This window comes from Rhodococcus sp. 27YEA6, from assembly GCF_044908235.1.
In the GTDB taxonomy this organism is placed as follows: Bacteria; Actinomycetota; Actinomycetes; order Mycobacteriales; family Mycobacteriaceae; genus Rhodococcus_F; species Rhodococcus_F qingshengii.
In genome coordinates this window covers 1,017,848-1,031,573 of record NZ_JBIYCY010000001.1, presented here as the reverse complement: position 1 = coordinate 1,031,573, position 13,726 = coordinate 1,017,848, and the positions used below count along the sequence as shown (strand labels likewise).

Below are 13,726 nucleotides of genomic sequence, written 5' to 3'. Positions count from 1 at the left end.
GTCAGGATCTACCCGAAATCGTTCTGGCGCAGCGAAAACCCGAGAAGATCTGGCGCCTGATCGGGTGGTCCCAGTTGCGGAACGTCCCCCGGCAGGCAACGCTGTCGGTCCCGAACGATCCCCCTCGCAACACTTTGTAGTCGCCGCCGAAGAACACCTCCGAGTACTCCCGGTAGGGGAAGGCCCGGAAACCCGGATACGGATGGAAACCCGAAGACGTCCACTCCCACACGTCACCGATCAACTGCTCGACACCTGCTGCCGATGCACCCGCCGGGTACGAGCCGACGCCGGCGGGACCGAGATGGCGCTGACCGAGATTGGCAAGTTTCTCGTCTGCGGACACGTCCCCCCACGGGAATCGTCGCGATCTTCCGGATTCCGGATCCCACCGCGCGGCCTTTTCCCATTCCGCCTCGGTGGGAAGCCGTTTGCCTGCCCAACTCGCGTAGGCCTCGGCTTCGTAGAAGCTCACATGCACGACGGGCTTGTCCGGTGGGACCGGAGCCTCGACGCCGAAAGTCTCGTGCCACCAACCCGAACTGTCGCGTTCCCAGAACAGCGGTGCACGGAGTTTCGCGTCGACGCGATGCCGCCAACCGTCACGGGACCACAGTTCCGGTCGGGAATAGCCGCCGTCCTCGATGAATTCGACGAACTGCCCATTGGTGACCGGGAATCTGTCGATCGCGAAGTCGGTGAGATAGACCTGATGCGCCGTGCGCTCGTTGTCGAGTGCCCACGGTTCGTCGTCGGTCCCCATGACGAAGGGGCCGGCGGGAATCGTGACCTCGTCGAGTTCCGGCATGCGGGCCGCTTGCGGAGCGGGTGTCGCAACGAGTGCCGTGGGTCCCGAACGCAATTGGTGTGTTGCGAGCATGGTTTCGGCGTGTTGCTGCTCGTGCTGCGCGATCATCCCGAAGGCAAAACCGTCCATGTCGAGTTCTGTGCGTCCGAAGGTGCTGGCTTCGAGCACATCCCAGACCTTCCCGCGAACCGTACGTACGTATTCGCGCGCCTCGGCCGGGTTGAGCAGGGGAAGTGTGGGTCTCGACGATCTCGAATGCTTGAACGCGTCGTACAGGTCGTCTATGTCGCTACGCACCGGATCGCGGCCACCGACATCTCGCACCAGCCAGAGTTCCTCTTGATTGCCGATATGCGCCAGGTCCCACACGAGTGGACTCATCAACGGGGAATGCTGAGCGACCAATTCGGTATCGTCGACGCAGTCGGTGAGCAGCGTCGACCGCTCACGCGCTCGCAGAAGTACGGCCTCGACCGCTTCCTTGGTGATCTCCCCCGTCATGTGTCGCTCTCACCGGGCACAATTGCGCGACAACACCGTTCGGCTGCGGCATCGAGAAGACGGACAAACTGCGGCTCCGGCGCGTACGACGCGGCAAGCGACATCAGAGAGGTTGCCGCCGAACGCAGTTCGACGTCGTCCAGACCGTACTCTGCCGCATCCCGCCATCTCCCGGCCGTCGACGCTGCGGCATCACTCGCCTCACGCATCACGGCAGGCCCGGACAGCAACGCGTCGATCGCTGCTACCGGTACTCGCCACAGATCTCCCGGCTGCGCATCGATGTAGCGAACCTCCAGATGGCCGACAGCGCGAACCGGCGGGAACAGCGTGGACAGGTGATAGTCCAAGTCCGCCCAGACGGGTCGGCGTCCGATCTCGGCATCCAAAGCGCCGTCTATCCAGTCCCCGAAAGTGGCACCCCGCGGAGCCGTCCAATCGTCGCCCTCGTTTCGCACACACATCAGCGGAACATCGAGCGCCCAGCCGGCGTAGTCCTGCACTTCCGGGACTGCGACCGTTCGCCAGGAATCGAGTTCGAGCCACGTCCGCATGCGTTGGGACGCCCAATCCCCTCTCGGAACCCCTTGCAAGCGTGGAGAACATGCAAACGCAGCGATGAGCGCCGGCCCCATGTCCCCGAGGAGCCGCCAACGCTGGGCAATGGACTCCGGGCTGCCGCCGGCATCGACACTGACCTGCACTGCTGCTGTATTGCACATCATCAAGGTGCCGTACGGTCCTATCCCGGCGAAGCGGGATTCCATTGCGCAATAACGTGGCAACCGGAGAATCCGGGAAGGTGGGCGGGCGACGTCGGCCGCGGCAGAACTGATTTCGATGGAGTACGACGCGAGGAGTGTTTCGAGAGTACGACGGTCTTCGTCGAGACAGTCACACAGTTCTCGGGCGGACGTCCGCGGCGCTGACGAGAGTTCGATCTGTCCGCCAGGTTCTACGGTGACGAGGCTGCCACGAGGAAGCGGAACCGCTGGTGAATCCGGGTCGATACTGGTGGGTGCGTGTCGCCCGAGTGCCTTTGCCAGAGTCGCTGCTGACGGCCGCTCCCCACCGGGAACCTGGCTGGTCAGCCACTCGAGCTCAGCTCCGACCAAACGGGGTGGCCCCTGTTTGAAGCACACACCACCGACGTAGGCCTCGGCCGCAGGACGTGAATCCACCTGCGTGGTCTGTGCTGCTGTCAACGCTGCTGTCACCATTCGACTTCCCCTTCGGGCGGTCTTCGCGGTCGCTACCGACGATAGAACGCCAACGTCCGAGATGCACCCTTTGTGGTGTTACGTGTCGTTGAATTTCTTCAGTCGTATCCACCGGTACCCACAACCGGACAGAACCACACCTGCGCCGGAAACAACCGCGATCCACGGAAGTGTGACCACCAGAACGACACAACCAGCCGCGCCGACCGCTTGCAGCCACTTCGGATACATCCGGTCCACACCGCGTTGGCTGTACGCACTCACGTTCGCGACGAAGTAGTAGAGCAGCACTCCGAACGACGAAAAGCCGATCACCCCACGAAGATCGGTTGTCGAGACCAAGGCGATCACAACGGCACCGACCACAAGTTCCGCATGGTGAGGGACCCCGAACCGTGGATGGACTGCAGCGAGGGCCACTGGCAGATCGCGCTCGCGGGCCATCGCCATCGCCGTACGACTCACGCCGGCGATCAGAGCCAGCAGCGCCCCCGCCGACGCCGCCGCGGCACCGATCACCACTACGGGAACGGCCCAACTCCACCCGACTGCGCCCACCGCATCTGCCAGTGGTCGCGCCGACTTCGCCAGCCGATCAGGGCCCAGCGTCACCAACAGCACCACCGCTACCAGCGCATAGAGGATGACGGCGACGGTGAGTGCGATCAGGATCGCCCGCGGAATCGTTCGACGCGGATCACGCACTTCCTCCCCCAGCGTCGCTATCCTGGCGTACCCGGCGAAGGCAAAGAACAGCAGTCCCGCCGATTGCAGAATGCCGTACCACGACCCGAATGCGAGATCCGGGAACTCGCGCACCGCACCAGGACCGACGACGGCAACCACCAGCGCTACACACAGCGCCGTCGTCGACACTGCGACGATCACCCTGGCCATGTGCGCCGTCCGCGTGACTCCGCGGTAGTTGACTGCAACCAGCGCTGCCACCACCAATACCGCGACGGGGACACGCCAGGCCGTAGGCGCAACATACGTCGCGAAAGTCAGAGCCATTGCCGCGCAGCTCGCGGTCTTCCCGATCACGAACGACCAGCCGGCGGCAAACCCCCACCAGGGTCCGAGCTGCTCACGTCCGTAGACGTAGGTCCCACCTGAAGTGGGGTATCTGGCCGCAAGCTGCGCCGACGACGTCGCGTTGCAGAATGCGATGAACGCTGCAATCGCCAGGCCCACAAGCAACCCGGTACCGGCTACTGCGGCAGCGGGCGCGAACACCACGAAGACTCCGGCGCCGATCATCGCGCCGAGGCCGATCACCACGGCATCGGCCGTGCCCAGTCTTCGCTCCATCGGGACAGCTTCGTTCACAGGTAGTTTGAACCACACCGACATGAACGGAAGGTGCCATGTTCGATCTCGACACGATCCGCCGCGACACTCCCGGATGCCTCGACAAGGTGTTCCTCGACAGCGCGGGATCTTCGCTCCCGCCCGAGCCGGTGCCGGCCACGATGATCGAGCATCTGCGACGTGAAGCCGACGTCGGCGGATACGTCGCAGCTGCTCGTCAGAGCGGCGCCCTCGCTGCTGTTCCCCATTCGCTGGCCCGGGTCATCGGTGCTCAGGCAACCGATATCGCTTTGACGGACAGCGCGACCCGCGCGTGGAACGACTTCCTCGCTGCCGTTACGCTCGGACCCGGTGATCGAATTCTCATCAGCGGAGTCGAATACGCGAGCAACGCCATCGCTGCACTGGGGCGGGCGCGTTCGACCGGTGCCCACGTCGAGATCATCCCGAGCGATCAGTATGGACGCATCGACCTCGACGCACTCGAGAACATGCTCGACGATCGGGTTCGCCTCGTCTCCGTCGTCCACGTCCCCACCAACGGCGGCCTGATCAACCCCGTCCGCGAGGTCGTCGAATTGGCCAGAGCCCATGGCTCTCTCGTTCTGCTCGACGCGTGCCAGTCCGTCGGCCAGTTGCCCATCGACGTCACCGAACTCGGCGTCGACGCCCTCAGCGCAACCGGCCGCAAGTGGCTCCGCGGGCCACGCGGAACCGGATTCCTGTACGTCCGCCCCGGACTCGTCGATGCACTCGAACCCGCTGCGATGGACCTGCACGGAGCGGAATGGACCGGCGAGAACAGCTTCGTACCCGCACCGGACGCAACACGATTCGAGCTCTGGGAAACGAGTGTCGCTGCGCGCCTGGGTCTCGGCGTCGCCGCCGACTATCTGCTCTCGATCGGCACCGACACGGCGTGGGAGCAGATCGAATCCCGAGCAGTCACGCTGAGGGAAGGTCTGGCAGCGATTTCCGGAGTCGAAGTCCGCGATCGAGGAACCCATCTGAGCGGCATCGTTTCCTTCACCGTCGACGGTATTTCCGAGCACCTGGTTCGGGATCAGCTTGCAGCACAGAACATCACCGTCACCGTCAGCGGTCGCGGGTCCACCCTCCTCGACATGGATGCCCGCGGGCTCGATGCCGTGGTTCGCGCATCGCCGCACTACTTCGTCGACGAAGCCGACCTGGACACATTTCTGGGCGCGGTCAGGGGATTACAAACCTCCCGTTGACCGGGACCATGCCTGATCTGCGGAAGTCGAAACTGCAACTGTGGGGTGATCAGCAGTTTCGCCTTCCGAGAGGACTATTCGCATGGCCGACCCCACCGTCAGACCGATCTCCGCTGCCGACATGACCACCTGGGACTACGAGGCCGACGTCGTCGTCGCGGGATACGGCATCGCCGGCGTCACCGCTGCGATCGAAGCAGCGCGTGCCGGCGCCGAGGTGCTCGTCCTGGAGCGGACGGGCGGTTGGGGCGGAGCCGCGTCGCTGGCTGGTGGATTCATCTACCTGGGCGGTGGAACGCCGTTGCAGAAGGCGTGCGGGTTCGAGGACTCGGTCGAGAACATGAAGACGTTCATGAAGGCAGCGCTCGGCCCCGGAACCGACGATACGAAGATCGACGCGTACTGCGAGGGCAGCGTCGATCACTACAACTGGCTCGTCGACGCCGGGGTCCCGTTCAAGGAATCGTTCTGGGGTCAGCCCGGCTGGGAACCGCCGTACGACGACGGCCTGATGTACTCGGGAGGCGAGAACGCCGCGCCGTTCAACACCCTCGTCGATCCCGCGCCCCGCGGACACGTTCCGCAGATGTCCGAGAAGAACACCGGCGAGAAGGGCGGCGGCTACATGCTGATGAAGCCACTCGTCGAGACGGCCGAAAAGCTCGGTGTCCGAGCAGAATACGATCTGCGCGTCCAAACTGTGGTGGTAGACGGCGATCGGGTTGTCGGCGTCGTCGCCAAGCGCTACGGCAAGGATGTCGCGATTCGTGCCCGCAAAGGCGTAGTGCTTGCGATGGGCAGCTTCGCGTACAACAACGAGATGGTGCGCTCGAACGCACCGCGCATCTTCGGCCACCCGGCGGCCTCCATCGAGGCGCACGACGGCCGCGCAATCCAGATCGGTCAGGCACTCGGCGCCGACACCGCACACATGGACGCCACCGAGGTCGCGTTCTTCTGCGACCCACAGTTGATGGTGCGCGGCATTCTTGTCAACGGCCGCGGTCAGCGATACATCCCCGAGGACACCTACCCCGGCCGCATCGGCCAGGCAACGCTGTTCCAGCAGGACAACCAGGCATTCCTCGTGATCGACGAAGCTGCGTACGAGGAAGGCATGAATGCCGAATCGTCCAGTGCACAGTTGCGGGCGCAGCCGAGCTGGGTGGCGGAGACCGTCGAGGAACTCGAAGGCGAGATGGGATTGCCCGTCGGATCGCTGCAATCCACCGTCGACCTCTACAACCGGCACGCGGCTGAAGGTTCGGATCCGGTGCTCGGCAAGAAGTCCGAGTGGGTGAAGCCGATCGTCGGCCCGTTCGCGGCAATCGATCTCCGTGGCCGCACAGGCGGATTCACGCTGGGAGGATTGAAGACCACCGTCGATTCCGAGGTTCTGCACGTCTCGGGTGCGCCGATCCCCGGACTCTTCGCAGCGGGTCGCTGCACGTCCGGTGTCTGTGCGGGCGGTTACGCCAGCGGGACAAGTCTCGGCGACGGCAGCTTCTTCGGACGTCGTGCCGGAATCAGCGCGGCACGCTAGATCACCACAACTCGCACGCCCTCGGCAAAGCGGTACGGCTGAGTCTGCAGGACCGCGCCGAGGTGTTTCCTCAGTCTGGACACCTCGGCGCGCACTGCCACGACATGCTCGCGATCACCGAAGAGCACTTCGCTCAGGCCCGCGGCATCCACACCTGCCGAACCGACGGCTGCCAGTGCCCGCAAGATCTGGGCGTGACGCGGCGAAAGCGCGCGCGTCCAGTTGGCGTCACCACGCACCGTCACCTGCGGCGATGCGCCGAGGGCCAGCTCCAGCTCGATCAACGGCCCGCCGACGCCGGTGCGCAACAGCCAGCCGTCTCCGAGCGGCTCAGGCAGACACATCCCCAGACCTGGCACGATGACGGGCTTTCCCGCACTGGGTGCTGCCACGCGGTCAGGCGCGGCAATCCCGCTGGCGCCGGCCACCCAGCCGTACTCGTCGACCACCAATGCCGGACCTGTTCCTGCCGCGAACAGCGGTGCCGCCCGCGAGCGCAGGCGCTCGAGCGAAGCCGCGTGCTCACGCCACAGCGTCGCCTCCGCGAGGCGAACCGCGGTGCGCACCAGCGCGACGGTGGTGGGATGCACCGAAGCTGCGGATCCACTGATGTCCACCACGCCCAGTATCTCGCCCGTCCGTGGGTCGTGCACGGGCGAGCCGGTACACGACCAATTGTGATGCGTGGGCGCATAGTGCTCGGCCGAGAAGAGTTGCACCGCAGAGTCTTCGATCAGCGCGGTACCTATCGCGTTGGTCCCCACCGACTGCTCCGACCAGCGTGCGCCTTCCGCGAACCCGAGAGCGTCCGCCGCACGTTTGACGGTCTTCGCCCCTTCGCGCCAGAGCAGGACACCGTCGGCGTCGGCAACGACCACGATGAAGCCCGCGTCCTCGGCGACCTCGGTGAGCGTGGTTCGCAGTTCGGGCAGAACGCTTCGCAGCGCGGTACGCGAACGCCTCGCCTCCAACTCGGAGAAATCGGCGACAGTAGACGCACCGCAGTGATCCGGCGTGAGCCCGCCGGCGGCCACCCTCGACCACGACCGCGCCACGACGGTCCGCGGCTGCGCCGGTGGTTCCTGGCCGGAGAGAACTGCGTCGTGCACCCGACTGAGTAGGCGAGCATGCTGCGACAGGTCGGTACCCGGCACGACGGCACCGAGCCGACTGCCTTCGGGAGCGTTCCCCACGGTGGTCACTCCGTCAGGCTACCGCTTTCGATGTGACGCGAACCACGTCCACACGGCCAGGTCCCCACCACCTGCGATTAGCGGCCGGGAGCAAACTCCGGTAACGTATCCAAAGTTGTCTCGGCGAGGGTGAATCGCAGCAGTTCCACACGTTGCAGGTTTACCGTGATCGACGCGGCTACGGCTCAGCTCGAGCGTTTCGCTCCTGGCCGTGTGCGCGCCTGTCCGCCTTGCCGCAGGCAAAACCACACGTCAGTAAACCGAGCACGAACCCCGTGAGTTGTAGGAGCCGTTTCATCATGTCTGAAGAAAACAACCTCGTCGCCGTCGTCCGCACCGAATTCGGCAAGGGCGCAGCTCGCCGCGCACGTCGTGACGGCCAGGTCCCCACGGTTCTGTACGGCCACGGTGAAGATCCCCGCCACCTCAATGTGCCGGCTCGCGACTTCGCCGCCATCCTCCGTGCACACGGCACCAACGCCATCCTCACCCTCGACATCGAGGGCACGGAGCAGGTTGCACTGACCAAGTCGGTCGTCGTGCACCCCATCCGCAACTACATCGAGCACGCCGACCTCCTCGTCATCAAGAAGGGCGAGAAGGTCACGATCGACGTGAACGTCATCGTCGTCGGCGATGCTGCTGCAGGCACGATGGTCGCGCAGGACGCATCCACGATCTCCATCGAGGCCGACGCGCTTCACATCCCCGAGCAGATCGAGGTTTCGGTCGAGGGTCTCGAGATCGGCACCCAGATCCTGGCCAGCCAGCTCGAACTGCCCAAGGGCTCGACCCTGCAGGCTGACGCCGACACCCTGATCGTCAACGTCGTTGCTGCACCCACCGAGGCAGACCTCGAAGAGGGCGCAGAAGCTCCCGCCGCCGACGAGGCTGCAGAAGAGGCCTGATCCTCTCGGTTCCAACAGAACTCACTGCGCGCGGCGCGTCATTCCGATTCGGAGTGACGCGCCGTTCGTGCGTAGCAGGAAAAATCAAGCCAGAAAGTAGCGTCCGTTGAGCACAGATACCGCCCTCGTCATCGGCCTGGGTAATCCCGGCCCCCAGTACGAGAAGACCCGGCACAACGTCGGCTTCATGGTCGCCGGCACCCTTGCCGGGCGCATGGGCGGAAAGTTCAACGTACACAAGAAGAGTGGTGCCGAAATCGTCGAAGGTCGCCTCGCCGGCCGGCGCGTGATTCTCGGAAAACCACGCTCGTACATGAATCTCTCGGGTGGCGCTGTCGCCGGTCTCGCGCGGTTCTTCTCGGTCGACGCCGCGAACATCATCGTCGTCCACGACGAACTGGATCTCGATTTCGGGACAATCAGACTCAAACTCGGCGGCGGCGAAGGCGGCCACAACGGCCTGCGGTCCATTTCGAGTTCGTTGACCACCAAGGACTACCTGCGCACGCGCGTCGGGATCGGTCGTCCGCCGGGCCGCATGGACCCGGCGGACTACGTTCTCAAGCCGTTCTCGTCCACGGAGCGAAAAGAACTCGATCTCGTATGCGAAGAGGCTGCGGATGCAGTGGAGCTACTGCTCGAACTCGGGTTGGAAGCCGCACAGAACCGCCTGCACTGACGGTCAGTTACCCAGCAGTGCAGCCGAATTGGCGCGGCGGAGCTTCCCCGACGACGTCTTCGGGATACTGCCGGGACCCAGGACCGCAACGGCGCGAGGTCGGACACCGACGTCGGCAACCACGGCGTGGACCACTTCGCGTTCGATACGCTTGACCTCTTCCGGATCTTCGAAAGCGTTGGTCTCGACGGCGACTGCAAAGCTCTCACGCTTCTGGCCGGCGTCGAGACGAATCGCGACGGCATTTCCGGGACGCACACCGGCAACGGTTCCGGCCGCCCGTTCGATGTCTGTGGGGTACACGTTCCGGCCGCCCATGATGATGACGTCCTTGACACGCCCGCACACCACGACCAGTCCTTCCTCGGTGAAGTACCCGACGTCACCGGTGTCGAGCCAACCGTCGGCGTCCTGGGCCGGCTTGTGTCCGTCGACCGTGACGTACCCGGGGGTGACTGCCTTGCCGCGAACCTCGATGATTCCGACACCGCGGGCCGGAAGCACCTGACCGTCACGGTCGACGATGCGTCCCTCGAGGTCAGGCACCATCTTGCCGAGTGTGGCGAGGGCACGAGCGTTGGGGCGATTGGACGGCACCGCTCGAGACATCGATTCGAGAAAGTCTGGATCGACGTAGTCGAGGACCTGACCTTGATCGGGATCCGGAATCGACACGGCGAGCGTGGTTTCCGCCATTCCGTACACGGGCGCCAGCGCAGTCGGGTTCAAACCGAAACGCGCACCTGCCTCGGCGAGTGCATCCATCGTGTCGGGATCTACCGGCTCGGCGCCGTTCCACATGTATCGGACGCTGGACAGGTCGACTGCCCCGTCTTCCGCCTGTGCGAGTCGACGAGCCAAGAGCGAGTACGCGAAGTTCGGTGCGGCGGTGACGGTTCCGCCGTACTTGCCCATCAGTTCGGCCCACAGCACCGGGGTGCGCAGGAAATCCATCGGCGTGATGCTGATGACCTCTGCGCCCACCTGCATCGGAACCGTGAGAAAACCGACCATGCCCATGTCGTGGAAGAGCGGAAGCCAGCTCACCATCACGTCGTCTTCGATGGAGAACTTGATGCGGTTGATCATGGCGTAGGCATTTGTGTAGAAGTTCTCGTGCGTGATCTGCACGGCCTTGGGCGAACCGGTGGAACCGGACGTCAACTGCTGGAGTGCGATATCCGATTCGGCCGTCTCCACGGGATCGATCGACGTTCCGCTGCGAAGCTCGTCCACCGTCACGACGGTGATGCCACGCTCTTCGAGGAGCGGCTTGGCCGCGTCGAAGGGCGCACCAAGAATGACGGCTTTCGCGGAGATCATGTCGATCACAGTCTCGGTGTCCTGAGCCCAGACGCCCAGATCCGTTCGGGGGGTCGGCTGATGCAGCATCGTCACCGACGCACCGCGCATCCACGTCGCCTGGCAGGCAGGTGCGATGTCGACGGGCTGTCCGGCGAGAATGCCGATCGCGACGCCGCGATCGATACCGACCTCGGCCAGGCCGCCGGCCATGCGCCTAGCCTCCTGGTGGATGTCGCCCCAGGTCTGACGGAAAGCGTTGTCCGGCTCTCCCGTCACCAGGCCGCGGTCGGTGACTGCGGCGGTCGCATACATCTCTTCGGTGAACTTGCTCAACGCAACTCCTCGGTCAGTGTCACTCTTCGATCAGTGCAACTCTTCGCAGGACACAAATGGCTGTGTGTTCGAACACACACATACATGGATAATCAGCGATCGTTCGCCGAGTGTTACGCCGCAGTGGCTATTGCATCGTGGTCTGCGAGTATCCTTTCTCTGTTGTGCTGCCGCACTCTCCACCTGTCCGCGCACCGGCACGTCGCCGGCACCGACGCCCACTTCGAGAGGTTCTTCGTTGACTACCCCGTCCGACTCGACCGTCCCTTCCGACTCGACTGTCCAGTCCGACACCGAAGGCCCCGATTCAACCGAGAGCGGGTCGGTCGCGGTCACGACGACGACCAAGGGCCTGTCCGCCGAGGCAGAGCGTCGCCGCACCTTCGCCGTCATCTCGCATCCCGACGCCGGAAAGTCGACGCTGACCGAAGCGCTGGCACTGCACGCGAAGAAGATCTCGGAGGCAGGAGCCGTCCACGGCAAGGCAGGCCGCAAGTCGACGGTCTCGGACTGGATGGAGATGGAGAAGGCCCGCGGCATTTCCGTCAGTTCCACCGCACTGCAGTTCAACTACCACTCGTCCGAGACCCCGGACGAGCAGATCAACGTCATCAACCTCGTCGACACCCCCGGTCACTCCGACTTCTCCGAGGACACGTACCGCGTCCTGACCGCCGTCGACGCGGCGGTCATGCTCATCGACGCTGCCAAGGGCCTCGAACCGCAGACGCTCAAGCTGTTTCAGGTGTGTCGTCACCGCGGCATTCCGGTCATCACCGTCATCAACAAGTGGGACCGTCCCGGTCAGACTCCTCTCGAACTGCTCGACGAGATCAGCGAACGGATCGGCCTCACGCCCACCCCCCTGTACTGGCCGGTCGGCATCGCCGGCGACTTCCGCGGACTGCTGCGGCGCGGTGAAGACGGTGAGGCTCGCGAGTACGTCCGCTTCACCCGTACCGCAGGCGGCGCGAAGATCGCCCCCGAAGAGGTCATGGACGCCGACGCGGCGCTCGCCAAGGAAGGCTCCGAGTGGGAGACCGCGGCCGAGGAGAGTGAACTGCTCTCCGCTACCGGCCAGGACCACGATCAGGAGATGTTCCTCGCCGGTCAGACTTCCCCGGTGATCTTCGCGTCCGCGATGCTCAACTTCGGCGTCCGCCAGATCCTCGACACCCTCGTCGAATTGGCGCCGCCGCCGCGTGGGCGCGAAGACCTCAGCGGCAAGCCGCGCGAGGTCACCGATCCGTTCAGTGCGGTCGTCTTCAAGGTGCAGGCCGGTATGGACACCGCGCACCGCGACCGTCTGGCGTTCATGCGCATCGTCTCCGGCGTGTTCGAGCGCGGCATGGTTGTCACACACGCCCAAACCGGCAAGCCCTTCACGACCAAGTACGCCCAGACGGTATTCGGACGTGAACGTTCCACCGTCGAATCCGCGTTCCCCGGCGACGTCGTCGGCCTCGTCAACGCCACCGCACTCGCACCCGGCCACACGCTGTACACCGAGAAGAAGGTGGAGTTCCCGCCGATCCCGTCGTTCGCGCCGGAACACTTCTCGATCCTGCGCGCCGAAAGCGCCGGCAAGTACAAGCAGTTCCGCCGTGCTGTCGACCAACTCGATTCCGAGGGCGTCGTCCAGATTCTCCGCAACGACATCCGCGGCGACGCCTCCCCCGTCATGGCGGCCGTCGGCCCGATGCAGTTCGAGGTCGTCGCAGCACGCATGAAGGCCGAGTTCAACGTCGAGGCCAAGATGGAACCGCTCGGCTACGCATTGGCTCGCCGTACCGACGCCGCGTCCGAGGTCGAACTGAACCGTCAACGAGGTGTGGAGGTCTTCACCCGTTCCGACGGTGTTCTGCTCGCCCTGGTCAGTGACAAGTGGCGCCTGCAGTACATCCAGAAGGAACTCCCGGATCTGACGCTCGAACCCCTCGTCGCTGCTGCGGACTGATGAGCCTGATCGAGGCGCTGTTCGACGCCGAACTGCACATCGGCAGCGCCACGATTCTCTGGCGAGAGATCATCGGAAACGCGTTCGGAATCGGCTCCGCGATCGCGGGCGCGCGACGCTCGGTATGGGCGTGGCCCGTCGGTATAGCCGGAAATGCCTTGTTGTTCACGGTGTTCATGGGCGCACTTTTCCACACGCCGCAAGAGCTCAATCTCTACGGCCAGGCCGGCCGTCAGTTGTTGTTCATCACCGTCAGCGTCTACGGGTGGACTCAGTGGCGACGCGGGGCACGCGACTCCGGTCGCGCAGTCCTGCCCCACTGGGCGACAACTCGCGAGCGCGTCGCCATGATCGCCGTCATGTCCAGCGGCACAATCGCTTTCGCCTGGATCTTCGACCTCCTCGGCTCGTACGGAGCGTGGGCGGAGGCCTGGATCTTCACCGGCTCCATCCTCGCGACATACGGCATGGCGCGCGGCTGGACCGAATTCTGGCTCATCTGGATCGGGGTCGACGCCGTTGGTGTTCCGCTTCTTTTCCGAGCCGGCTATTACCCTTCGGCGATCCTCTATCTGGTCTATGCATTCTTCGTACTGTGGGGCTTCGCAATGTGGCTGCGCATTCAACGCCGAACTCCACAAGGGGTGTGACCGTAAACCAACTCCTGGTATGTTTGCGTCGATTAAGCAAACCGGCGGTCTGTTTACGGGCATCAGGAGCGAAACAATGG

At 64.4% G+C, this 13,726-nt stretch carries 11 protein-coding genes; 6 read left to right on the top strand and 5 right to left on the bottom strand.

The features are described 5' to 3' along the window. Position 1 precedes the first annotated feature (1 nt). The 3 genes from egtB to ABH939_RS05080 all read right to left on the bottom strand — a co-directional run bounded on the left by egtB (position 2) and on the right by ABH939_RS05080 (position 3,882). Positions 2–1,309 carry an ergothioneine biosynthesis protein EgtB gene (gene egtB / locus ABH939_RS05090; RefSeq protein WP_404649407.1) on the bottom strand — a complete coding sequence of 436 codons (1,308 nt, stop codon included), beginning with the start codon at positions 1,307–1,309 and terminating at the stop codon, positions 2–4. Beyond that, entirely contained in the window at positions 1,306–2,529 is a 1,224-nt protein-coding gene (gene egtA / locus ABH939_RS05085) for an ergothioneine biosynthesis glutamate--cysteine ligase EgtA (RefSeq protein ID WP_003946302.1), read from the bottom strand. Before egtA ends, egtB begins: the two co-directional genes overlap by 4 nt. 78 nt (positions 2,530–2,607) lie before the next feature. After that, complete coding sequence (locus ABH939_RS05080) at positions 2,608–3,882, bottom strand: APC family permease (RefSeq protein WP_404649406.1); 1,275 nt, start codon at positions 3,880–3,882, stop codon at positions 2,608–2,610. Between the two features lie 14 nt (positions 3,883–3,896). Here ABH939_RS05080 and ABH939_RS05075 point away from each other — a divergent pair, with 14 nt between their 5' ends. Together ABH939_RS05075 and ABH939_RS05070 are read left to right on the top strand one after the other, a co-directional pair. Then, the gene (locus ABH939_RS05075) at positions 3,897–5,078 is read left to right on the top strand and encodes an aminotransferase class V-fold PLP-dependent enzyme (RefSeq protein ID WP_404649405.1); all 1,182 of its coding nucleotides are present in this window, start codon (positions 3,897–3,899) and stop codon (positions 5,076–5,078) included. 82 nt (positions 5,079–5,160) lie between these two features. Beyond that, on the top strand, positions 5,161–6,621 hold the full coding sequence (locus ABH939_RS05070) for an FAD-dependent oxidoreductase (protein WP_404649404.1): 1,461 nt from the start codon (positions 5,161–5,163) through the stop codon (positions 6,619–6,621). On the opposite strand, the gene ABH939_RS05065 is transcribed toward ABH939_RS05070, so the two are convergent. Continuing rightward, entirely contained in the window at positions 6,618–7,823 is a 1,206-nt protein-coding gene (locus tag ABH939_RS05065; RefSeq protein WP_075834005.1) for a GAF domain-containing protein, read from the bottom strand. The two genes, ABH939_RS05070 and ABH939_RS05065, sit on opposite strands and share 4 nt — an antisense overlap. 290 nt (positions 7,824–8,113) lie before the next feature. Here ABH939_RS05065 and ABH939_RS05060 point away from each other — a divergent pair, with 290 nt between their 5' ends. Together ABH939_RS05060 and pth are read left to right on the top strand one after the other, a co-directional pair. After that, a complete protein-coding gene (locus ABH939_RS05060) occupies positions 8,114–8,722 on the top strand; it encodes a 50S ribosomal protein L25/general stress protein Ctc (protein ID WP_003946242.1) in 609 nt (202 codons plus the stop codon). A gap of 106 nt (positions 8,723–8,828) precedes the next feature. Then, positions 8,829–9,401 (top strand): aminoacyl-tRNA hydrolase, encoded by a 573-nt coding sequence (pth, locus tag ABH939_RS05055; RefSeq protein ID WP_003946229.1) that lies wholly within the window; start codon positions 8,829–8,831, stop codon positions 9,399–9,401. Positions 9,402–9,404: 3 nt separating this feature from the next. On the opposite strand, the gene ABH939_RS05050 is transcribed toward pth, so the two are convergent. Next, complete coding sequence (locus ABH939_RS05050) at positions 9,405–11,039, bottom strand: fatty acyl-AMP ligase (RefSeq protein ID WP_007728923.1); 1,635 nt, start codon at positions 11,037–11,039, stop codon at positions 9,405–9,407. Positions 11,040–11,391: 352 nt separating this feature from the next. On the opposite strand from ABH939_RS05050, the gene ABH939_RS05045 reads away from it, so the two are divergent. Then, positions 11,392–12,996 (top strand): peptide chain release factor 3, encoded by a 1,605-nt coding sequence (locus tag ABH939_RS05045; protein WP_135000451.1) that lies wholly within the window; start codon positions 11,392–11,394, stop codon positions 12,994–12,996. After that, positions 12,996–13,646, top strand: a complete 651-nt coding sequence (gene pnuC, locus ABH939_RS05040; protein ID WP_404649403.1) for a nicotinamide riboside transporter PnuC — start codon at positions 12,996–12,998, stop codon at positions 13,644–13,646. Before ABH939_RS05045 ends, pnuC begins: the two co-directional genes overlap by 1 nt. Positions 13,647–13,726: the final 80 nt, after the last annotated feature.

Bases quoted from the DNA above. Each gene is read 5' to 3' on its own strand.
- egtA (WP_003946302.1), bottom strand. From the start codon at position 2,529: ATGGTGACAGCAGCGTTGACAGCAGCACAGACCACGCAGGTGGATTCA.
- ABH939_RS05060 (WP_003946242.1), top strand. From the start codon at position 8,114: ATGTCTGAAGAAAACAACCTCGTCGCCGTCGTCCGCACCGAATTCGGC.
- egtB (WP_404649407.1), bottom strand. From the start codon at position 1,309: ATGACGGGGGAGATCACCAAGGAAGCGGTCGAGGCCGTACTTCTGCGA.
- ABH939_RS05070 (WP_404649404.1), top strand. From the start codon at position 5,161: ATGGCCGACCCCACCGTCAGACCGATCTCCGCTGCCGACATGACCACC.
- ABH939_RS05080 (WP_404649406.1), bottom strand. From the start codon at position 3,882: ATGTCGGTGTGGTTCAAACTACCTGTGAACGAAGCTGTCCCGATGGAG.
- ABH939_RS05075 (WP_404649405.1), top strand. From the start codon at position 3,897: ATGTTCGATCTCGACACGATCCGCCGCGACACTCCCGGATGCCTCGAC.
- pnuC (WP_404649403.1), top strand. From the start codon at position 12,996: ATGAGCCTGATCGAGGCGCTGTTCGACGCCGAACTGCACATCGGCAGC.